Here is a 21,805-nt window from a genome sequence, read left to right as displayed (position 1 = left end):
GATGATGTTAAAGATTTTTGGAAAAATATATAAAATTAATTTAATATAATATGATTTAATGTATAATTAATACAGGTGAGAAAATGTATAAAGCACTTTATAGAAAGTATAGGTCCAAGACATTTGATGAAATGTGTGGACAAGAAGCAGTAGTTGCTTCGTTAAAAAATCAAGTAAAAAACAATGAAATATCTCATGCATATATATTTTCAGGTACAAGGGGAACAGGAAAAACATCTGCTGCGAAAATTTTTTCAAGAGCAGTTAATTGCTTAAATCCTAAAGATGGAAATCCTTGTAATGAATGTGAAAATTGTAAAAAAATTTTAAATGAATCAGTTCTTGATGTAGTAGAGATGGATGCTGCAAGTAACAATGGAGTTGACGATATACGTGAACTTAAAGAAAAAGTTGTGTATCCTCCAACTTCTTTAAAATACAAAGTTTATATAATAGATGAAGTTCACATGCTTTCAAAGGGAGCCTTCAATGCACTTTTAAAAATTCTTGAAGAGCCACCAAGACATTTAATCTTTATATTGGCTACAACTGAACTAGAAAAGATTCCAGCTACAATTTTATCTAGATCTCAAAAGTTTTTCTTCAAAAGAATTCCTTCAGATGTTATTGAAAATCATCTAAAAGAAATTACAAAACTTGAAGGAAAGTCTTGCGATGATGATGTTTATTCATTAATAGCAAAAAGTTCAGATGGAGCTATGAGAGATGCACTATCAGTACTGGATCAACTTTTAACTCTAGATAAAAATCATATTGAAACAAAAGATGCTATGGAAATTCTTGGAATATCTTCATCGGATTTATTGTTTGAACTTTCAGAAGCATTAATTGCTAGAGATATAAATAAATCTCTAAATACAATTGATGAAATTTTTAGAGAAGGAGTAGATTTTACAACATTAACTTCTCAAATCCTTAATCATTTTAGAGATTTAATATTAGTAAAAACTTTAAAAAATCCTGAAAAAATTGTGTTTTCAACTTATATTAAAGATTTTAGTTCTCTAGCAGGAAGATCGGACCTTGAGGACCTTATCGTAATAGTTGATTTGCTAAAAGAAATTACAAATGAAATAAAATATGCAGATAATAAGAGAATAATTTTTGAAATGAACTGTATTAAAATCTGCAACAGAAATAATGGTGACGATATACTTGGAAAAATTAAAAATCTAGAAGATAAAATAAATAATATTGGAACTGAAAATTTAGTTACTAAAAAAGTTTATCCAGTTGTTAATGAAATTCCTGTTAATAACAAAATTAATGATACTTTAAATATTGAGCATGAAGTTGAAGCTCGACCAATTGAAAATTCACTGCAATCTGATATAATTAAAGAAGTTTCAACCAAAGAATCTAATGAGGTTTCTAAAGAAAATTTAGACTTAAATAAAATTAAAAATGACTTTCCAAAAATAATAGACGAATTAAAGTCTAAAAAAGAAATTGGATTGGCGGGAATCATAGAAAAAGCAGATATAGAAAATTTTTCTAATGGCACACTTGTATTTAATTTTAGCAAAGAAAATTCTTTCTATTATGAAGTTTTTAATAAAAAAGAAAATATTGATAAGATTTCAGATGAATTAAAATTAATTTATGGTAGAGATATTGAAGTACGAGTCAAAAATGGAGATTCTTCATTTAGTATTGATAAGAAACCAGATAAATTAGAAGAAATTTTTGGAAAAGAAAATATTATAGATATTTAGGAGGAAATATGGCTAGAGGTGGATTTAACGGCTTCCCAGGCGGAGGCGGAAGAAATAATATGATGAAGCAAGTTGAAAAGCTTCAAAAACAAATGGAAGAAATGCAACAAAATCTTCAAAGTCAAGAAATTTCTGCTAGTGCAGGTGGCGGAGCTGTAACTGCAACTGTTAATGGAAATAAAGAATTAATTTCTGTGAAAATTGACAAAGAAGTTGTTGATCCAGATGATGTTGAAATGTTAGAAGATCTTATTGTAGCTGCAATTAATGAAGCAACTAGAAATGCTGAAGAAAAAATGAGCTCACAAATGGGAAAATTAACTGGCGGACTTAATATTCCAGGTCTATGATGAATAAAGAAATAGGACCAATTGAAGATTTAATTAAAAAATTAAATAGACTGCCGGGCATAGGTTCCAAAACTGCTCAAAGACTTGCATACCATATCATAGAAATGGAAGATGTTGAAGTTGCAGATCTTGCAAATTCTATTATCAGAGCAAAAAAAGACACTAAGCAGTGTTCGATTTGTATGAATTATGCTGATAGCGATCCTTGTGAAATTTGCTCTAATAATTCTAGAGATGATTCAATAATATGCGTAGTTGAAAGTCCAAAAGATGTTGAAGCTATGGAAAGATCTCTAAGCTTTAGAGGAAAGTATCACGTGCTTCATGGAGTTATTTCACCACTTAAGGGAAAGACAGCAGAAGATGTTACTATTAATCAGCTTTTAAAAAGAATTGAAAATGGTAATGTCAAAGAAGTTATTGTTGCAACTAATCCAACAGTTGATGGTGATACAACTGCAAGATATATTCAAAATATCTTAGAAAAATATGATGATTTAATTATTTCTAGAATTGGATATGGTTTACCTGTTGGTGGAGATTTGGAATATTATGACGAAATAACTATTTCAACAGCAATTCAAAATAGAAGAAAATTAGATTAATTTTTGGGGTTTGTCCCCAAAATTTTTTTCTATACAAAAGGGGGAGGAAATTTGTCTAAAAAGGACAATAACAATTTTAAAAAATATATTCCCACAATTCTTTATGTTATTCTAGCAATATTTATCTTTTACACAATTGCCATAGTCTTAATTCCTAGAATTACTAAGGAAGAAGATATAAAAGAAATTGACTATGTAAGTTTTGTAAATATGGTAAATAGTGGAGAAGTTAATAAAGTTGAAGTCAAGGACAAGACGATAGCATTTGAAGCTGAAGAAAAAGGGGAAAAGACTAAATATGTTACAAATAGGATGTATGATCCTAATTTAGTTGATAGACTTGTCAATAAAAATGTTAAAAGTGCTCAAGTTTTAAAACCAGAATTAAATCCTTTTGTTTCTTTTTTAATTTCCACATTTGGAACAATATTCATTTTTGTTGCTGCATGGTGGATTTTATCAAAAGTTGTATTTAATAAAATGGGTGATGTTGGCCCTATGAATTTTGGCAAAAGTGGAGCAAAAATTTATGTGGAATCAACTGATGGTATAAAATTTGAAAATGTGGCAGGGCAAGAAGAAGCCAAAGAAGCTCTTTCGGAACTTGTAGACTTTTTGCACAATCCAAAAAAATATACAAAAATTGGTGCAAAACTTCCTAAAGGAGCACTATTAGTTGGTCCTCCAGGAACAGGAAAGACTCTTCTTGCAAAGGCAGTTGCCAGCGAAGCAGAAGTTCCATTCTTTTCAATTTCAGGTTCAGCCTTTGTTGAGATGTTTGTAGGCTTAGGTGCTGCAAAGGTTAGAGATTTATTTAAACAGGCTGAAGAAAAAGCACCTTGTATTATTTTTATCGATGAGATTGACACAATTGGTAAAAAGAGAGATGGCGTTGGAATTTCAGGAAATGATGAAAGAGAACAAACTCTAAATCAACTACTATCAGAAATGGATGGTTTTGACGCAAGAGCAGGTGTTGTAATACTTGCTGCGACAAATAGACCTGATTCCCTTGACCCGGCTCTTCTAAGACCAGGAAGATTTGACAGAAGAATACCAGTAGAGCTTCCAGATTTAGCAGGAAGAATTGCAATACTAAAAGTTCATGCAAAGAAAATCACTAAAGAAGAAAATATTGACTATGAACAAGTTGCAAGAGCAACTGCTGGAGCAAGTGGTGCTGATCTTGCCAATATGGTAAATGAAGGAGCACTTAGAGCAGTTAGAGAAGGCAGAGATAAAATGAGTCAAAGAGACTTAGAAGAATCTGTTGAAGTAGTTCTTGCTGGATATGAAAAGAAAAATGCTGTTATATCTCCAAGAGAAAAGAGAATTATTGCATATCACGAAGTAGGGCATGCTTTGGTAGCGGCAAAGCAAAAAGGATCAGCTCCAGTTCACAAGATTACAATTATTCCTAGAACTTCTGGAGCACTTGGTTACACAATGCAAGTAGATGAAGAAGAAAAATTCTTAATGTCTAAGGAAGATGCCATAAATAATATTGTAACTTTAACTGGTGGAAGATCAGCTGAAGAAATAATTTTTAACACCAGAACTAGTGGTGCATCAAATGATATTGAAAAGGCAACAAAAATTGCAAAGGCAATGGTCACAAGATTTGGTATGACAGATGAATTTGGATTTGTTGCACTAGAATCTATGACTAATGCTTATCTTGGAGGAGATAGTTCACTTCAATGTTCTCCGCAAACTCAATATGAAATTGATGAAGCTGTTCAAAAAATTATTGATGACGCTCATAACGAAGCCAGAAAAATTTTAAGAGAAAATATTAAAGCTCTTCATGCAATTTCTGAATATCTCTTAAGACAAGAGACGATAACTGGAGAACAGTTCATGGATCTTTTAAAACAATATGAAGAAAACCAAGAGACTGAAACACAAAAAGATATAGAAATAGAAAATTAAAAAGAAATTAAAGTCAAATTTTAAAATAAGATTTTGCTAACATAATGCGAAATCTTATTTTTTTATTTTAATTATTCATGAAAACCTTTATAATGTAATATGTAAGTACAAAAAGGAATTAATTAAAGGAGAAGAAAATGATATTTTCAAATGCAGTTGTACTTTCTGTAATTATCTTGGCAACTCTATGTGTATTAAAAGTGCCAGTATTTTTCGCACTAATGATTTCTGCAATTTCTGCAGGATTAATCGCAGGGTTAGGTATTACAGATACTATGACTTATTTAATTGGAGGAATGGGAGATAATGCTGAAACTGCTCTAAGCTATATTCTCTTAGGTTCTCTTGCTTATTGTATGGAAGAAACTGGAGCAGCGGCAATAATGGCTAAAAAAATTAGTCATCTAGTTAAAGATAATAAATTTTTATTATGCGTAATTATTGTAATAATTTCTGTAATTGCTGAAACTATTATACCAATTCATATTGCTTTTATACCAATTTTAATACCACCACTAATTTCTATTATGAATAAAATGAAAATGAATAGAAAAATGTTGGCAGTATCTTTTGGATTTGGATTAAAGGCACCTTATATTATGCTTCCAATAGGTTATGGAGCAATTTTTCACGGACTTATCGTGGATTCATTTAAATCATCTGGTTTAGAAATCACAGGTTCTGATGTAATTAGAACAAACTGGATTGCTGCAGCTATTATGCTGGGAGGACTTATATGTGGATTGATTTTATTTTCTAGAGACAGAGAATATGAAATTAAAAAAGTTGATAAAAATGAAAATATTTCTGAAAAATTAGAAAGAAGACATATATTCGTTCTATTATCAGGAGTAATAACAGTAGTAGTACAAGTATTAACTAATTCACTACCTCTTGGAGCACTAGTTGGACTAATTTTTATAGTTGTTACTAGAGTAATAAAATGGGATGATATGCAAAAGATGCTTGATGGCGGTATTGCAATGATGGGCTTTATTGCATTTGTAATGCTAATAGCTGCAGGATATGCAAATGTAGTTATCAAATCAGGTGCTGTAAATGAATTAGTTGAAGTTGCTAAATCTTTACTTGGAGGATCAAAACTTATTGCTTCTTATGTAATGATTTTACTTGGACTTTTAATCACACTTGGTATTGGTACTTCCTTTGGTACAGTTCCAATTATATCAGCGATATATGTTCCAATAGCAATGTCACTTGGATATTCAACTATGGCTACAATCTTACTTGTTACTGTAGCAGCAGCTTGTGGAGACGCAGGTTCACCTGCATCTGATACAACTCTTGGGCCAACATCTGGTCTTTCTGTTGATGGACAACATGATCACATCAAAGATACATGTATTCCACAGTTTTCATTCTTTGGAATACCACTTATAATCATTGGTGGATTTTTAACTACAATTTTATAAAAGTAAAAGAGACTTCTGCGGGGTGGACAGAAGTCTCTTTTCTTTTGCTGAAACATATAAGTAAAGCTTAGCAAAATAATATAATAATATTAATTCACTACTTATATTATAACCTTTAAATATAAAAAGTAAAGAAATATTTTATAATACGAATCTAATTTCATAATGTGGAATTATTTATTTTGACAATCAGGACAAATTCCCTTAAGTTCTATGACATGATCTACGACAATATAGCCAGTTTCAATTGAAGCTTCTTTTTCAAAATCAGAGATAGGACAATTTTCGATGGCGGAAATTTTTCCGCACTTTTCACAAATTATATAGTGTTTATGTTTTTTATCTCTTAGTTCGTAATACAAAAGTCCATTTTGATATAAATTCTTTTCAATTATTCCAACATCAGTCAATTGATTTAATATTCTATAAAGGGAAGTGAAGCTAGGAAGTTCTTCCTTATCAACTTCAGCAAATATTTCTTCAGTGTTCATTGGAATTTTAGATTGGTGTAAAAGTTCTAGAATAGCAAGTCTACCTTTAGTTATTTTTAAATTATTATCCCTTAGTAATTTTTCAAAATCTTTCATAATAACCCCCTATTAAATTAATTATATCAGAAAAATTTTATATTTTACTTTAAATAAAATATAAAAGTGCTATAATAGTTAATGGAAATCATTATTGTTAAGGAGGACTTATGAAAAAATTATTTAAATTATTTATGATTTTTGCTGTATTAACATTATTTACAGCTTGTTCAAAAGATACAAAAGAAGTTAATAAAACTTCAAAAGAAAATTTACCAAAGGTATATGCATCTGTATATCCCATCTATGATTTTACAAAAAAAATAGCTGGAGATAAGGTAGATGTAGAAATGATTATGCCAAATGGAACAGAACCACATGATTGGGAGCCGGATCAAGATGCAATTAAATCATTAGAAAATGCTGATTTATTTATCTACAATGGTGCAGGTCTTGAGCATTGGGTTGATAAAGTTCTTGGATCACTTTCCAATGATTTAATAGCAGTGGAAGCTTCAAAGGGCATAAATTATATAGAAGCAACTCATAGCCACGATCATGATCACGAAGATGAAGAACACGAACATCATGAAGGAAATAATCACAATGAAACCATAGATGACCACAATCATGAAGAACATCATGAACATAATCACGGCAATGGACCAGATCCACATGTTTGGTTATCTCCAAAGAATGCAAAAATTGAAATGGAAAATATAAAAAATGCTTTAATTGAAATGGATGAAGAAAATAAAGAATATTATGAAGCAAATTATGAAAAATATGCTAAAATGTTAGATGATCTAGATGCAAAATATAGAGATAATCTTAAAGATTTAAAGGACAATAAAATTGTAGTTAGTCATGAAGCCTATGGTTATTTATGCAATGAATATGGTTTAGAACAACTTGGAATTCAAGGAGTAAATGCAGAAACAGAACCAGATGCTAAGAAAATGGCTGAAATTATTGATTATATAAAAGAGAATAATATCACTACAATTTTTACAGAAGAATTAATTGATCCTAAGGTTTCAGAAATCATAGCTTCAGAAACTGCAGCTAAAGTTGAAGTTCTTTCTCCAATTGAAGGTTTAAGTGATGAACAAATTAAGTCAAATGAAGATTACTTTAGCATTATGGAACAAAATCTAGAAAATTTAGTAGGTGCGTTAAAATAAATAATAAAATTCTGCTTGAAATAAAAGATCTAAGTTTTAAATATAATAGTGAATTAGTACTAGAAAATATAAATTTAAATGTATATAAGGGCGACTATGTCGCTCTTATAGGCTCTAATGGAGCTGGAAAATCAACGTTGATTAAGTTAATTTTAAATCAGTTAAAACCACTTGAAGGTGAAATCAAAATTTATACGGAAAATGGATATGCAGGTATTGGTTATGTTCCACAATTAACTATCTCTTCTAATTTAGAATTTCCAATAACTGTTTTTGAACTCATATCACTTGGACTTTATCCTAAAAATAAAGGATTTAGAAAACTTGATGATGTTGATAAAGAGAAAATTTATTCAGCACTAAATTTAGTTGGAATGAAAGATTTTTCAAATAATTTATACACTGCTTTAAGTGGTGGTCAAAGACAAAGAGTTTTAATTGCAAAGACTCTTGTTGCCACTCCAAAATTTCTAGTGCTTGATGAACCAATGACAGGTATTGATAAAGATTCAAAAAAATCATTATTCAAATTATTAAATCACATTAATAAATCTCATGGAATTACAATTTTAATGATTACACATAACCTTGAAGAAGTTGAAGAAAATGTAAATAAGATTTATCAAATAAAAGATAAAAAGATATGGGAAGTGAAATAATGTCGATTTTTGAATATTCTTATATGATTAAAGCCTTAATTGTAGGCATAGCAGTTTCTATAATAATACCTTTTATGGGAATTGTAGTTGTTAATAAAAAGATTTCAGTAATAGGAGATGCACTATCTCATGTTTCACTTGCAGGAGTCATGCTTGGGCTAATGACTTCAACTTCTCCTGTTCTTGGAGCAATATTTTTATGTATAATAGGATCTTTATTTTTAGAGTTTGTGAGAACTAGATTTCCAGGATATCAAGAGATGTCTAGTGCCATTTTAATGAGTACAGGTATTGGACTTGCTTCGATTTTATCAGGATTTGTAAAAAAATCAGCAAATTTTGAATCTTATTTATTTGGATCAATTATTGCAATTCCTGAATTTGATTTTTATTTAATATTAATAGTTTCTGCCATTGTATTTATTTTATTTACTTACTTATTTAAGGATCTTATGTATATTTCCTTTGATGAATCTTCAGCGAGACTTTCAGGGATTAATGTAGATAGAGTAAATTTAATATTTATGATTCTTATAGCAGTCACAATTTCTGTATCAGCAAGAACTGTTGGAATTTTAATTATTTCATCATTAATGGTTATACCAGTCGCATGTGCAATGCAATTTAGAATGGGATATTTAAAAACTACAATTTTATCATCAGTTTTTGGTGTTCTTTTTACAATCCTTGGTTTATTTATTTCTTTTTATATAGGACTTAAACCTGGAGGAACTATTGTATTAATTGGTGTATTATTTCTAGTAATTTTATTAATATTTAAGAGAAGATGAGTAGGGTTTCCTGCTCTTTTTTTGTAGTATAATAAATTAAGATGAATATATTTAAAATTTGGGGTAAAATTAATACATAGGTGATGACATGAAAAAGACTAATGCTATGAGAATTTTGGAAAACGAAAATGTAGATTTTGAAATTATAGAATATTCAAAAGATGAAGGAATTAGTGGAATAGAAGTTGCTGATAATCTTGGAGAAGATAGGAATAGAGTTTTTAAAACACTAGTTACTGAATCAAAAGAAGAAGAAAATTATGTTTTTGTAGTACCAGCTTCTAGTGAACTTGATTTAAAGAAGGCAGCAAAAGTATCTAATTCCAAGAAAATTGAAATGATTCCTCAGAAAAAATTACTTCCACTTACGGGATATGTACATGGAGGATGTTCACCTGTTGGAATGAAAAAATCTTTTAAAACTTTTATAGACAGCTCAGCTGAAGATTTTGACTTTTTTTATGTAAGTGGTGGAAAAGTTGGAATGCAAATTAAAGTCAATCCAAAATCCCTTATAGAAGCTATAGATGGCAGTTTTGCAGATATAAAAAAGGAGTAATTATGTATAAGGATATTTATAACAAATGGCTTGAAAGTGAAAGTGTAAATAAAACTTTAAAGAATGAACTTAAAAACATTAAATCTGAAGAAGAAATTGAAGATAGATTTTATAAAGATTTAGAGTTTGGTACAGCAGGTCTTAGAGGTATAGTAGGAGCTGGAACTAATAGAATGAATTATTTGACAGTTGGAAAAACTGCCCTAGCACTATCGCAAGTAATAGAAGAACTTGGAGAAGATGCAAAGAAAAAAGGTGTTGTAATTGGAAGAGATATTAGACATTTTTCCTATGAGTTTTCAATTCTAACAGCAAAAATACTTGCAGAAAATAATATAACTGTATACTTATTTCCAGGAATTGTTCCGACTCCAATTTTAGGGTATTCAATTAGATATCTTGGAACTCAAGCTGGAATAATGATTACTGCATCACACAATCCAAAAGATTACAATGGGTTTAAATTATATTGGGATAAAGGTTCACAAATTTTATCTGATGTAGCTGATAAAATAGAAGAAAAATCAAGAGAAATCGACATATTAAATTATGATTTTAATAGTTTAAAGAAAATTAATGAATACGAAAGTATAAAATTTATTGACGATAAAGTAAAGAAATCATATTTTAGAGAAACTTTAAAACACAGCTTGACTGATGATATAGATAAAGATTTAAATATAGTTTATACACCACTAAGTGGCTGTGGCAATAAATATGTTAGACATATTTTAGATTTAAGGGGATTTAAAAATGTACATGTAGTTGGAGAACAAGAAAATCCAGATCCTGATTTTACAAATGTTAAAAATCCAAATCCAGAAGATATAAATTCATTTGACAGGGCAATCGAACTTTCAGAAGAGGTAAATGCAGATTTAATTATAGCAACTGATCCTGATTCTGATAGAGTAGCAGTTCTTGAAAATAATGAAGAAATCTTACAAATCACAGGAAATCAAATGGGTTTTATCTTGGGCAAATTTATCCTTGATAGACTTAAAGATAGAGGAAGACATTTAGAAAATTATGGTATTGTAAAGACAGTAGTTACTGGAGATTTAATTAAGAAAATTGCAAAGTCTTACGGTGTTGAACTTGTAGAAACTCTCACTGGTTTTAAAAATATCTGTAATGTTGCAAATATTTGGGAAGAAACTGGAGAAAGAGGATTTATCTACGGCTATGAAGAATCTATAGGATACTGTATTGGTAACCATATTAGAGACAAGGACGCAATTATAACTACAATGATTATTGCAGAACTTGCTGGATATTTAAAAAAGAAAAATTTAAAAATTAAAGATTATATAAAAGAAATATATGATGAATATGGTTATTTTGAAGAATATTTAGATTCAATTTATTTTGAAGGAAAAGACGGATCTTCTAAGATGAAAGAAATAATGAATAAATTTAGGCAAGAAGATGATTTTTCTGAAATTGGACAGATTTATAAGAAAAAAGACTTTATAGATGATCCTGAAAGTCCCCAAGATTTACTAAAATTCTATTTTGATGAAGAAACATGGTTTGCACTAAGACCTTCGGGTACAGAGCCAAAATTGAAAATTTATGCTTATGCAGTATCTGCTGATGAAAAAAGTGCAAAAGAAAAAATTAAAACTATAGAGAAAGTTGTTTTAAGTAAAATAAAAAAATGAGGTGAAAAATGATATTATTTTGTGATTTTAATCCAAAAATTGTAAGAGAATACAAATTAGATGATTCTGAAAAAGAAGAGATTATAAACTCTAAATTTTATCCTTCTGGTCACGGAATTGATATGTCATTTTTTACTAGAGCTCTTGGAGTTGAAAGCGAAGTTTTTATGCTTAAGGGAAATAAACTTGGTAGAGAAATTGCTCTTAATCTTTCAAAACTTGGGATTGATATTACTCCAATTAATTTAAAAGATGACAATATTGAGGAAGTTGTAATAGATTCAGATAAGTCTCAGATGAGATATAGAACTAAAGAGCCTAGAATTACAATGGAAGACAGAGCAGAGATTTTAAATTCCTTTGAAAGAACCCTTTACAACAATAGTATTGCTGTGATTCCAAAAATTGATTTAACAGGGCTTGATTCATCTCTTTATGAAAAACTTGTAAAGATTTGCTATAAAAATAATACTAAAGTTATTGTAAATACTTCTGATTTAACTGAAATAGAAAGATCAAATCCTTATATTTTAGTTTATGATAAAAATGATATTGAAGAAAAAAGAAAAATAAATTACACTGGCGAAGTAATTGAATTTAATAAAAAGTTCTTAAAAATGGGGACTAAAATTGTCGTAGCAAATAGTAAGAGATTTACAATTATTTCAACTGAAGATAAAAATTATAGAGCCTATCTTGATAAGCAAAAATTCGGAATAAATGAAATTTTAGATGATTTTAATACTGATCTATCAATTGCAGGACTTTCAATAGCTTTAGATAGGGAATATGATTTTATAACGTCAATGAAACTTTTAATTGCCAGCGGAGTTTGGCAAAATTTTAAAGAGCAAGAAGAAATTGACATGAGTTACATTAAAAAATTAATGAATAGTGTAATAGTTGAAGAAATATAGGAGGACAAATTTGAAAAATTTTAAATTAAATCGTGAAGACGTTGTTTTTACTTTTATTGATATTCAAGACAAACTTTTAAAGGCAATGTACAACAAAGAAGAGATAGTAAAAAATGCAACTGTACTTTCAAATGTTGCAAAAATTATTGAAGCAGAATCACTTTTCACTGTTCAATATCCAAAGGGACTTGGCTATACTAACGAAGAAATTAAAAAGCCTTTAGAAGAAAAAGAAGAATTTGGAAAACTTTCCTTTAATATATGTGATGATGAAGAAATTTTAAAAGAAATAAAAAGACTAAATAAAAAACAATTTGTAGTTTGTGGCATGGAATCTCATATCTGTGTTCTTCAATCAGTTAGATCACTTCTTGAAAATGGCTATGAAGTATTTTTAGTAGAAGATGCAATTGGTTCAAGAACAGAAAAAAATTCTAAAAATGGAATCGAACAACTAAGAGAAATGGGTGCAGTAATTACAAATACTGAATCAGTTTTATTTGATCTAGCAGGAGTTGCTGGAACAGACGAATTTAAAACTCTACAAAAATTAATAATTTGACAAGGGGCTTCCAAGGAGGAAGCTCTTTTTTAATTCCATTCTGTGATATAATATTTTTGGTGATAAAATGAAAATAATTCACATTTCAGATTTGCATTTAAAAAGATTTTACAAGGGAAAACTGCCCCTAGAAATTTCAAATATATTATTAGAAGATACTTGGAAAGCACTTGTTAAGGCTTCTGAGTATTCTAATAAAATTAAGGCAGAGATTTTTTTAATCTCAGGAGATTTATTTGAAAAAGAATTTTTTAATCTAAAAGATTTAAATAGATTATTTGATATTATAAAAAATATTTCTGCTAAGGTATTTATAGTTTTTGGGAACCATGACTATATGTCAAATGACAATATTTTTGGAAAAGTAAAGCTTCCAGAGAATTTGTATATTTTTAACAGTGAACTTAGTTTTTATGAAATGGAAGAACTTAATACTAGAATTTATGGAGTATCTTACAATAATTTTAGCTTTTTGAAAAATTTTGAGATGCCAGAGCTTGATAAAAATTATATTAATATTGGATTATTTCACAATGATTTTAACGATGAAAGATATTTAATGTTAAATTTAGATGAGTTAAAAGATTTTGACTATGTTGCACTTGGTCATGTTCATAAAAGACAAAGAATTTTAAAAAATGTCTACTATGGCGGATCTATAATACCACTCTCTTTTAAAGATGAAGGTCCAAGAGGCGGAATAGTTTTTGATACAGATACTAAAGAAGCTGATTTTGTAAATTTTAGTGAGAGAGAATTTATAAAATTACCAGTTGATATTGATAAAAATATGAATTTAAATGATATTTTAAGTAATATTCAGAGTGACATAAATGATAAAAATCTTTATAGAATAATACTTAATGGTAACCATAATAATTTTATGGAAGTAGAAAGCTTTCTTAATAATAATATTAAGGCTTTTTATTTTGAAATTAAAAATAATTTAAAGCCAGCAGTATCATTAGATGAAATTATAAAGAGTGAAGATTATTTAAATGATTTTTTCAATAGCTTCAGTAATTCTGAATTGGAATTAGAATCAAAAAATATGATTAAAGATTATATTTTGGAGCAGTACTATGAAATTTAATGAATTTGGACTTTTAAATTTTGGAAAGTTTGAAGATAAAATAATTCATCTTGAAGATGGTTTAAATATAATTTATGGAGAAAATGAGGGCGGAAAGTCTACTATAGTTAATTTTATAGATGGAATTTTTTATGGATTTAGCAAAGATTCTTTAAAAAAGAAAATTAAGGATGATATTTACGATAAATCAAAACCATGGAATTCAAATTTATATAAAGGTTATATTAATCTTTCAGATGGTAAAAAAGATTATCGAATTTCTCGTGATTTTGAAAATGATACTTTAAATATTTTAGATATATACAAAGGCGAAGAATTAACAGATTCAGACAAATTATATGAATACTCGCGAATTCCTCAGCCGGGAGCTTTATTTTTTGATATAAATAGAAAAATGTATTGTTCGAGTTTCTTTTTATCTCAAAGACTTTCACAAGTTGAGGAAGATGCAGCTAATGAACTAAAACAAAGAATAGATAACTTTTCTGTCTCATCAAATGAAAACTTTAATTACAATAAAGTTTTGGAAAAAATGGAAGAAGATTTGTATAAATTAGGTACTAATAAGAGAAAGACTTCAGACATTGGAAGACTTTATTCAGAACTTGATAAGATTAATAATGAATCATCTAGTTTAGTTCATATAAGAGATAAATATAATGAAGTTTTAGATGAACTTAATAAAAAGAATCAAAGACTTAATGAATTGAAAGATAATTTAAGAGGAAGAAAATTATTTGAACTTCAAAATTTAAAAGAAAAATTAAAAACTTTGGAAGATAAGAACATTAAGGATGAGTTAAATTACGAGGATTACGATAGAGCAATTGAATTAAATAAATTAATCAGATTTTACCTTAATAAATTGGATAGTCTCATGATTGATAATGATGATGAGTTTATTTCAGATGAAACTGACTATGAAGAAGATTATATAAATTTTAGAAATATTAATGACAGACTTAATGAATTAAATTTAGATAATTTTTCTAAGGAAATGGAAATTATTTCATCAGATCTAGTTAATATAAAAAATAATGGAAATTTTTATTTATTAAAAATAATATCTTCATTTTTACTTTCTGTCTTAATAATTGTTTTATCAATTTACTTTAAAAATTATTTTTTTATAATTCTATCTCTAATCCCTCTTACTTATTCATATTTTAGAGTATTGAGATATAGAGAAAATAGAGATTTGCAAAATAGGCTAAAAAACAAATTAGTTATACTAAAGAAAAAATCAGTTGAAAAAACTTTAGAAAAACAGAAATATGATAGAGAATTTGAAATTCTTTATAATAAATACAATGTTTCAAATACAACAGAACTTTCTCAGATTCTTGAGAATAATAGATTGGAAAATGTGAAACGATTAAGTAAAAAAGAATTTAATAAACTTGTTGAAGACAGAAATCGGGAAGAATTAATCGATACAAAAAATAAAATTAAAGAATTTGAAGATGAAATTTATTATATTTTTGATAAATATGGAGTAAATAATATTTCTGAATTCAAAAATAAATTTAATGATTTTAAAGATGCTTCAATAAATGAGATAAATAATATCAAACTACAAATTAAGGACTTATCAAGAGAAGACTTAGGTGGCGAAATTTATCAAGAAAGTGATATTTCTGATATAGAGAATAAAATTAGAAACGAGAATCTAGAAATTTCTAACTTAGAAGGTGTTTTAAGTGCATTAGAAGATTCTCTTTCAAAGTACAGAAGCTTAAAAGAAAAGTCCTATGAATTAAATAGAAGACTTGAGAAATTAGAACATAATAAAGAAGTGTTAGAATTTTCAATTTCTAAACTTAAAAGTTTTATGAAAAGTAGAAGAGAAGATAGTCTTCCTGCAATTAAAAATAATATTGAAAAAATAATTTCTCAAATCACAGATTCAAAGTATGATGAGATTTTAATTGACGATAAATTTAATATTAAAATCTATGACAATGATCTTAATGATTATGTAGATTTAAGTAGTCTAAGCATAGGAACAATTGACCAAATTTATTTATCATTTAGATTATCTATTTCTAAAATAATATCAGATAAAAATATACCTATTATTTTAGACAGTCACTTTGATTCCTATGATGACAATAGACTTTATAACACTCTTTCGATTTTGGGAGAAAATAATCAGACTATTATTTTCACAAGTACTAAAAGAGAAATTGAAATTTTAAATAAAATGAATAGGAATTATAATTTAATAAATATTTGAGGTGTATATGATATATGCAATAGGAGATTTACATTTTGATTATTCAAAAGAAAAACCTATGGATGTATTTGGCGAAAATTGGATAGACCATGAAGAAAAAATAATTAATAATTGGAAAAAAAGGATTAATGAAGAAGATTTAGTTCTACTTCCTGGAGATATATCTTGGGCTTTAAAATTAAAAGATTCAATAGATGATTTGAAAAGAATTGATAATCTTCCAGGGAAGAAGATTATTTCAAAAGGAAATCATGATTATTGGTGGTCGTCTTTAAATAAGATGAATAACTTGGGTTTTGAAAGCATTGAATTTTTATTTAACAATTCATTCGAGTACAAAGATTATTCAATTTGTGGCACAAGAGGATGGGCTTCTCGCGATTCTTTTGAATTTAATGAAAATGATGAGAAGATTTATTTAAGAGAAGTAATCAGACTTGAAAACTCTTTAAAAGAAGCAAAAAATAAAAAAATTATTGCAATGATTCATTACCCGCCCTTTAATCAAGATTTTAAGCCTAATGAATTTTCAAAAATGCTTTCAGATTATGGTGTGGAAAAATGTGTCTACGGCCATTTACATGGACAAGGTCATAAATATAGATTTCAAGGAGAAATGCTTGGAGTTGAATATCAATTTGTAGCAAGTGATTTTTTAAATTTTGATTTAGATATTGTTTTGGAGGAATAATGGAACGAGAAATAGAAGTTAAATTATTAGACATCGACATAAATGATTTTGAAGAAAAATTAAAAGAAATTGGAGCACAATTTATAAAAGAAGAAGATCAAATTAATATTACCATAAATTCTACAGCACATAAGATTTATAAAAAGAAGGGTTATCTTAGAATTAGAATTGCAAAATCAGGAGATGAAGTTAAAAAGTATTTCACATTTAAAGAAAATATTTCTGATATAAAAGTTAGAGATAATATAGAACACACTACTGAAATAAGTGATGAAAAAGAACTGATAAAAATTTTAGAACTTCTAGACTATGATAAATTCGACAAGGGTTATAAAAACAGAAAGAAGTACACTTATAAAAATCTTATAATTGACATCGATACATGGGATGAACATACTTATCCAAATCCATATGTAGAAGTAGAGGGACCTTCAATAGAAGAAATATACGATTTTGTAGATGAGCTTAAAATCAACAGAGACAATATTTCAACTATGTCTATACAAGAATTAAAAAAATCTTTTAAAAAATAGTGTATCACATTTAACTAATGTGTTATAATATTTGTAGTAAAAAAGGAGGATAATATGTCTAAGTATAATTATATTAAATGGTTTAATGAAATTGGCAAGGATGATGTTGGAATTGTTGGAGGAAAAGGAGCTAATTTAGGGGAATTAACTAGCTTTGGACTTCCTGTGCCACCGGGATTTTGTGTAACAGCAGGTGGATACACAGAATTTATTAAATACGCAGAACTTGACGAAGTTGTTAAACTTTTAATGGAAGCAGTAGATGTTGACGATGTGGATGAACTTACAAGAGCATCTGAAGAAATTCAAAATAAAATTAAAGAAAAGGATTTTAACCCAGAACTTGAAGAAGAAATTTTAAGAGCTTACAGAGAATTCTCAGAAAGCATAGGAGTTAAAGATCCTGAAGTAGCTGTTAGATCTTCAGCAACTGCAGAAGATTTGCCAGATGCATCTTTCGCAGGACAACAAGATACTTATCTTCACATTAGCGGTGAAGAAGAATTATTAAATCACATTAGAGATTGTTTCGCATCACTTTGGACATCTAGAGCGATTTACTACAGAGAAAAGCAAAACTTTGATCACTTTGATGTAGCTCTATCAGTAGTTATACAAAAGATGGTTAACTCAGAAAAATCAGGTGTAATGTTTACAGCTAATCCTATAAATAATGACACTAATGAAATGATGATTAACGCAAGTTATGGTCTTGGAGAAGCTGTTGTATCAGGAATTGTTACTCCAGATGAATATATAATAGATAAGAAAACTAAAAAAGTTATCGAAGAAAATATCAGCGAAAAAGAATACATGGTTATCAAAAGAGAAGATGGCGTTGGTACAAAAACTGTAATGGTTAAAGATGTATTGGGAGAAGATGCCATTTCAGCTGAAGCTCTTTCTAAAGAAGAATTAAATACACTTATTGAAAGAGGATTAAAAGTAGAAGAACTTTATGGATCAGTTCAAGATACTGAATGGGGATTTGATAAAGACACAAAAGAATTTTATTTCTTACAATCAAGACCTATCACTACTTTAGGAGATAAAAAAGAAGAAAAACTCGTTACTCTTGCAAAGGGACTTCCAGCATCTCCAGGAATTGGAAGAGGAGAAGTTAAATTAATAAAAGACATCTCTGAAATTAATTTAGTAGAAGAAGGAGATATCTTAGTAACAGGAATGACTAACCCAGACATGGTACCTGCCATGAGAAAATGTGCAGCAGTAGTAACAGATGAAGGTGGAAGAACTTGTCATGCTGCTATTGTATCTAGAGAGCTTCAAATTCCTTGTATAGTTGGAGCTAAATCTGCGACAAAGAGTCTTAAAAATGGAATGACAGTTACAGTTGATGCTACAAGAGGTGTTGTATACGAAGGGGAAGTTTTAAAAGAAAAAGAAGATAGCAAAGTTCCTAACAAAGAAGTATCAAGCATTGCAAATCTTGATGAACTTAGAAATCTTTTTGCTCCTACAACTGCAACTAAAATTTATATGAACCTTGGAGAACCTGAATTAATTGAAAAATATAAATCTCTACCAATTGATGGAATTGGACTTATGAGAACAGAATTTATATTCACAAATATGCTTGGCGCTCACCCAATGTATCTTGTTAAAAACGGACAAGGAGACTTCATGGTTGAGAAACTTGCTGAAGGAATTTCAAAAGTTGCTCAAGCAATTTATCCAAAGAATTTAGTTGTTAGAACAAGTGACTTTAGAACTAATGAATTTAGAGGACTAAAAGGTGGAGACGAAGTTGAACCAATTGAAGCAAATCCAATGATTGGTTGGAGAGGTGTTTCAAGATATATCTCTCCTGAATATGAAGAAGGATTTAGACTTGAGTGCCAAGCAATTAAAAAAGTAAGAGAAGAATATGGACTTACTAACGTAATTGTAATGCTTCCATTTGTTAGAACTCCTGAAGAATTAAAAGTTGTTAAGGGGATTATGGCTGAAGAAGGGCTTGTACAATCTAAAAACTTCAAGATTTGGATTATGGCAGAAGTTCCAGCAGTTGTTCTTCAAGCGGAAGAATTTGCGGAATTAGTTGATGGATTCTCAATTGGATCAAATGACCTAACTCAACTTGTAATGGGTGCAGATAGAGATTCTGGAATTCTAAATAACATGGGATACTTTGACGAAAGAAATGATGCAGTTAAAATCGCACTTAAGACAATAATTGATGCTGCAAATAAAAAAGGCATAACTTGTTCAATTTGTGGACAAGGACCAAGTCAATATCCTGAGCTTGCAGAATTCTTAGTAGAATGTGGAATCACATCAATGTCTGTAAATCCAGACACAGTTGAGTACACAAGAAGACTAGTAGCAAGTGTCGAACAAAAAATAATATTAAAAAAACTTAGACAATTATAAAATACAAGGGAGACTTAGGTCTCTCTTTTTTTGTAAAATTAAATACACATTTAAATTCAAAAGTAAATTTATTTTGACATAATAAATTGAATTAATACGTATTATATTATATAATTTAATCAAAATAAAAAGGAGGATTTATTTATTATGAAAAAGAAAATCACTTTACTATCTGTACTAACACTTGCAATGACGCTTGTGGCATGTGGAGGCGGAAAGAATGAAGCAAAACCAGCTGAAGGAGCAAAAGATGCAGCAGCGACATCTGAAATCAAAGTAGGTTTTGTAACTGACGAAGGTGGAGTTAATGACCAATCTTTCAACCAAGGAGTTTGGGAAGGACTTGACAAAGCAAAAACTGATTTTGGTCTTGAAGCAGATTACCTAGAATCTAAAGACTCAAAAGACTATACACCAAATCTTGAAACTTTTGCAGATCAAGAAAAAAATCTTATAGTTGGTGCTGGATTTAAAATGGGCGATGCAATAGCAGATGCAGCAAATCAATATCCAGAAATCAATTATGCAATAGTAGACGTTGACGTAACTAATGGCGGACAAGCAGAAGCACCATCTAACTTACTTGGAATCATGTTTAGAGCGCAAGAACCATCATTCTTAGTTGGATATATCGCTGGTATGACTTCTGAAACTAATAAAGTAGGATTTGTTGGTGGACAAGAAGGAAACATCATTTGGGGATTTGAATATGGTTACAGAGCTGGTGTAGATTACGCAGCTAAAGAAAAAGGAACTGAAATTGAAATCCTTAGCCAATATGTAGGCAACTTTACAGATGCACAAAAAGGTAAATCAATAACAACAACAATGTATCAAAACGGAGCAGATGTTGTATTCCACGCAGCAGGGGGAGCTGGAGACGGAGTTATTGAAGCAGCAAAAGAAGCTGGCAAATATGCAATTGGCGTAGATAGAGACCAAAATGCACTTGCACCTGAAAATGTATTAACATCAGCTATGAAAAACGCTGACGTAGCAGTATATGAAGTAGTACAAGAAATGAAAGATGGAAAATTCGAAGGTGGAAAGACAATCGAATTTGGACTTGCAGATGGAGGAGCAGTAGGAATTGCACCAACATCAGACAAAAATGTTAAACCAGAAATCTTAAAGAGCGTAGAAGAAATCTCTAAGAAGATAATTGACGGAGAAATTAAAGTTCCTTATAATGAAGAAACTTATAACGAATATAAATAAGATTATAAACAGAAGAGTAGATGGAAAACCCATCTACTTTTTTATTGTGATTAAGATTAATTATAAATTATGAATTGCAAATAATAATGCGACACTTAAATTAAACTAAGTTCGTGCATAAATACATCAAATGGAGTTTGATAATTTAGACGCTTTCTAGGTCTACTATTAAGCTCCATTAAATTTTTAATTATTTCATTAACTGATATTTTTGCTAAATCTGTTTTCTTTGAATAGTATTCTCTTAAAAGTCCATTGGAGTTCTCATTAGTCCCTCTTTGCCAAGCTGAGTATGGATCTGCAAAATAGAATTCTATCCCCATGTTTTCTATGTCTTTATAGCAGGCAAATTCTTTCCCTCTATCAGTTGTGAAGCTTTTTAAGGCTTGTTATGGGAGTGGATATATCAATTTCTTCATTGCCTCTAACATTGAATCCTTACTTCTATCTTTCATAGGTATTGCTATATAAAACCTAGATTTCATTTCAACAAAAGTAGCTAAACATCCTTTACTTTTACCTATAGATGATACAACCGTATCTAATTCCCAATGACCAAATTCTTCTCTTTTCTTTATCAGCTTAGGTCTTTTTCTTATTGAAGTTCCAATATTAAATCTTCCTCTTGTTTCTTTTACTTTCCTTGACTTAGCTTTTCTTCTAAGCTTTGTAATATTAAAATTTATAATACCAGAATAAAGCCAATTATATATAGTTTTAA

Annotated in this window: 19 protein-coding genes and 1 pseudogene; 18 read left to right on the top strand and 2 right to left on the bottom strand. The window is 29.1% G+C overall.

Annotated elements, in window-relative coordinates; translation table 11 throughout:
• Positions 1–83: 83 nt before the first annotated feature.
• From dnaX to KQI68_RS05820, 5 genes are all read left to right on the top strand, one after another.
• A complete protein-coding gene (gene dnaX / locus KQI68_RS05840) occupies positions 84–1,736 on the top strand; it encodes a DNA polymerase III subunit gamma/tau (RefSeq protein WP_216549195.1) in 1,653 nt (550 codons plus the stop codon).
• Between the two features lie 8 nt (positions 1,737–1,744).
• Positions 1,745–2,086, top strand: a complete 342-nt coding sequence (locus tag KQI68_RS05835) for a YbaB/EbfC family nucleoid-associated protein (RefSeq protein WP_216549194.1) — start codon at positions 1,745–1,747, stop codon at positions 2,084–2,086.
• Entirely contained in the window at positions 2,086–2,691 is a 606-nt protein-coding gene (gene recR, locus KQI68_RS05830; RefSeq protein WP_216549512.1) for a recombination mediator RecR, read from the top strand. Before KQI68_RS05835 ends, recR begins: the two co-directional genes overlap by 1 nt.
• 51 nt (positions 2,692–2,742) lie before the next feature.
• Entirely contained in the window at positions 2,743–4,623 is a 1,881-nt protein-coding gene (gene ftsH / locus KQI68_RS05825; RefSeq protein WP_216549193.1) for an ATP-dependent zinc metalloprotease FtsH, read from the top strand.
• Between the two features lie 137 nt (positions 4,624–4,760).
• On the top strand, positions 4,761–6,056 hold the full coding sequence (locus KQI68_RS05820; RefSeq protein WP_216549192.1) for a GntT/GntP/DsdX family permease: 1,296 nt from the start codon (positions 4,761–4,763) through the stop codon (positions 6,054–6,056).
• 173 nt (positions 6,057–6,229) lie between these two features.
• Here KQI68_RS05820 and KQI68_RS05815 read toward each other — a convergent pair whose 3' ends face one another.
• Positions 6,230–6,643, bottom strand: a complete 414-nt coding sequence (locus KQI68_RS05815; protein ID WP_216549191.1) for a Fur family transcriptional regulator — start codon at positions 6,641–6,643, stop codon at positions 6,230–6,232.
• Positions 6,644–6,753: 110 nt separating this feature from the next.
• Between KQI68_RS05815 and KQI68_RS05810 the strand changes: the two genes are divergently transcribed.
• From KQI68_RS05810 to KQI68_RS05750, 13 genes are all read left to right on the top strand, one after another.
• Entirely contained in the window at positions 6,754–7,767 is a 1,014-nt protein-coding gene (locus KQI68_RS05810) for a metal ABC transporter substrate-binding protein (RefSeq protein ID WP_216549190.1), read from the top strand.
• The gene (locus KQI68_RS05805; protein WP_216549511.1) at positions 7,764–8,426 is read left to right on the top strand and encodes a metal ABC transporter ATP-binding protein; all 663 of its coding nucleotides are present in this window, start codon (positions 7,764–7,766) and stop codon (positions 8,424–8,426) included. The genes KQI68_RS05810 and KQI68_RS05805 overlap by 4 nt, the downstream gene beginning before the upstream one ends.
• Entirely contained in the window at positions 8,426–9,217 is a 792-nt protein-coding gene (locus KQI68_RS05800) for a metal ABC transporter permease (protein ID WP_216549189.1), read from the top strand. Before KQI68_RS05805 ends, KQI68_RS05800 begins: the two co-directional genes overlap by 1 nt.
• Before the next feature lie 88 nt (positions 9,218–9,305).
• Positions 9,306–9,776 (top strand): Cys-tRNA(Pro) deacylase, encoded by a 471-nt coding sequence (gene ybaK, locus KQI68_RS05795; protein ID WP_216549188.1) that lies wholly within the window; start codon positions 9,306–9,308, stop codon positions 9,774–9,776.
• Positions 9,777–9,778: 2 nt separating this feature from the next.
• Positions 9,779–11,440 carry a phospho-sugar mutase gene (locus tag KQI68_RS05790; RefSeq protein WP_216549187.1) on the top strand — a complete coding sequence of 554 codons (1,662 nt, stop codon included), beginning with the start codon at positions 9,779–9,781 and terminating at the stop codon, positions 11,438–11,440.
• An 8-nt stretch (positions 11,441–11,448) separates the two neighbouring features.
• Positions 11,449–12,357 carry a 1-phosphofructokinase family hexose kinase gene (locus KQI68_RS05785; protein ID WP_216549186.1) on the top strand — a complete coding sequence of 303 codons (909 nt, stop codon included), beginning with the start codon at positions 11,449–11,451 and terminating at the stop codon, positions 12,355–12,357.
• Between the two features lie 10 nt (positions 12,358–12,367).
• Entirely contained in the window at positions 12,368–12,919 is a 552-nt protein-coding gene (locus KQI68_RS05780) for an isochorismatase family protein (protein WP_216549185.1), read from the top strand.
• A gap of 67 nt (positions 12,920–12,986) precedes the next feature.
• On the top strand, positions 12,987–14,012 hold the full coding sequence (locus tag KQI68_RS05775) for a metallophosphoesterase (RefSeq protein WP_216549184.1): 1,026 nt from the start codon (positions 12,987–12,989) through the stop codon (positions 14,010–14,012).
• A complete protein-coding gene (locus KQI68_RS05770) occupies positions 14,002–16,248 on the top strand; it encodes an ATP-binding protein (RefSeq protein WP_216549183.1) in 2,247 nt (748 codons plus the stop codon). The genes KQI68_RS05775 and KQI68_RS05770 overlap by 11 nt, the downstream gene beginning before the upstream one ends.
• A 7-nt stretch (positions 16,249–16,255) precedes the next feature.
• Positions 16,256–16,939, top strand: coding sequence for a metallophosphoesterase (locus KQI68_RS05765; RefSeq protein WP_216549182.1), 684 nt, complete (start codon positions 16,256–16,258; stop codon positions 16,937–16,939).
• Complete coding sequence (locus tag KQI68_RS05760; protein ID WP_216549181.1) at positions 16,939–17,472, top strand: class IV adenylate cyclase; 534 nt, start codon at positions 16,939–16,941, stop codon at positions 17,470–17,472. The genes KQI68_RS05765 and KQI68_RS05760 overlap by 1 nt, the downstream gene beginning before the upstream one ends.
• A gap of 54 nt (positions 17,473–17,526) precedes the next feature.
• Positions 17,527–19,866: a phosphoenolpyruvate synthase gene (ppsA, locus tag KQI68_RS05755; protein ID WP_216549180.1), complete on the top strand. Its 2,340-nt coding sequence runs from the start codon at positions 17,527–17,529 to the stop codon at positions 19,864–19,866.
• 147 nt (positions 19,867–20,013) lie between these two features.
• A complete protein-coding gene (locus KQI68_RS05750; protein ID WP_216549179.1) occupies positions 20,014–21,084 on the top strand; it encodes a BMP family lipoprotein in 1,071 nt (356 codons plus the stop codon).
• A 95-nt stretch (positions 21,085–21,179) separates the two neighbouring features.
• On the opposite strand, the pseudogene KQI68_RS05745 reads toward KQI68_RS05750, so the two are convergent.
• Positions 21,180–21,805: pseudogene (locus tag KQI68_RS05745) on the bottom strand (IS30 family transposase); the annotation flags it as partial.

Source organism: Peptoniphilus ovalis (assembly GCF_018919265.1).
GTDB classification, from domain to species: domain Bacteria; phylum Bacillota; class Clostridia; order Tissierellales; family Peptoniphilaceae; genus Peptoniphilus_A; species Peptoniphilus_A ovalis.
This window is presented reverse-complemented; position numbering and strand designations above follow the sequence as displayed.

What these genes read in the sequence shown, in the direction of transcription:
- dnaX (WP_216549195.1), top strand. Translation starts at nt 84, where the DNA reads ATGTATAAAGCACTTTATAGAAAGTATAGGTCCAAGACATTTGATGAA.
- KQI68_RS05835 (WP_216549194.1), top strand. Translation starts at nt 1,745, where the DNA reads ATGGCTAGAGGTGGATTTAACGGCTTCCCAGGCGGAGGCGGAAGAAAT.
- recR (WP_216549512.1), top strand. Translation starts at nt 2,086, where the DNA reads ATGAATAAAGAAATAGGACCAATTGAAGATTTAATTAAAAAATTAAAT.
- KQI68_RS05820 (WP_216549192.1), top strand. Translation starts at nt 4,761, where the DNA reads ATGATATTTTCAAATGCAGTTGTACTTTCTGTAATTATCTTGGCAACT.
- KQI68_RS05815 (WP_216549191.1), bottom strand. Translation starts at nt 6,643, where the DNA reads ATGAAAGATTTTGAAAAATTACTAAGGGATAATAATTTAAAAATAACT.
- KQI68_RS05810 (WP_216549190.1), top strand. Translation starts at nt 6,754, where the DNA reads ATGAAAAAATTATTTAAATTATTTATGATTTTTGCTGTATTAACATTA.
- KQI68_RS05800 (WP_216549189.1), top strand. Translation starts at nt 8,426, where the DNA reads ATGTCGATTTTTGAATATTCTTATATGATTAAAGCCTTAATTGTAGGC.
- ybaK (WP_216549188.1), top strand. Translation starts at nt 9,306, where the DNA reads ATGAAAAAGACTAATGCTATGAGAATTTTGGAAAACGAAAATGTAGAT.
- KQI68_RS05790 (WP_216549187.1), top strand. Translation starts at nt 9,779, where the DNA reads ATGTATAAGGATATTTATAACAAATGGCTTGAAAGTGAAAGTGTAAAT.
- KQI68_RS05785 (WP_216549186.1), top strand. Translation starts at nt 11,449, where the DNA reads ATGATATTATTTTGTGATTTTAATCCAAAAATTGTAAGAGAATACAAA.
- KQI68_RS05775 (WP_216549184.1), top strand. Translation starts at nt 12,987, where the DNA reads ATGAAAATAATTCACATTTCAGATTTGCATTTAAAAAGATTTTACAAG.
- KQI68_RS05770 (WP_216549183.1), top strand. Translation starts at nt 14,002, where the DNA reads ATGAAATTTAATGAATTTGGACTTTTAAATTTTGGAAAGTTTGAAGAT.
- KQI68_RS05765 (WP_216549182.1), top strand. Translation starts at nt 16,256, where the DNA reads ATGATATATGCAATAGGAGATTTACATTTTGATTATTCAAAAGAAAAA.
- KQI68_RS05760 (WP_216549181.1), top strand. Translation starts at nt 16,939, where the DNA reads ATGGAACGAGAAATAGAAGTTAAATTATTAGACATCGACATAAATGAT.
- ppsA (WP_216549180.1), top strand. Translation starts at nt 17,527, where the DNA reads ATGTCTAAGTATAATTATATTAAATGGTTTAATGAAATTGGCAAGGAT.
- KQI68_RS05750 (WP_216549179.1), top strand. Translation starts at nt 20,014, where the DNA reads ATGAAAAAGAAAATCACTTTACTATCTGTACTAACACTTGCAATGACG.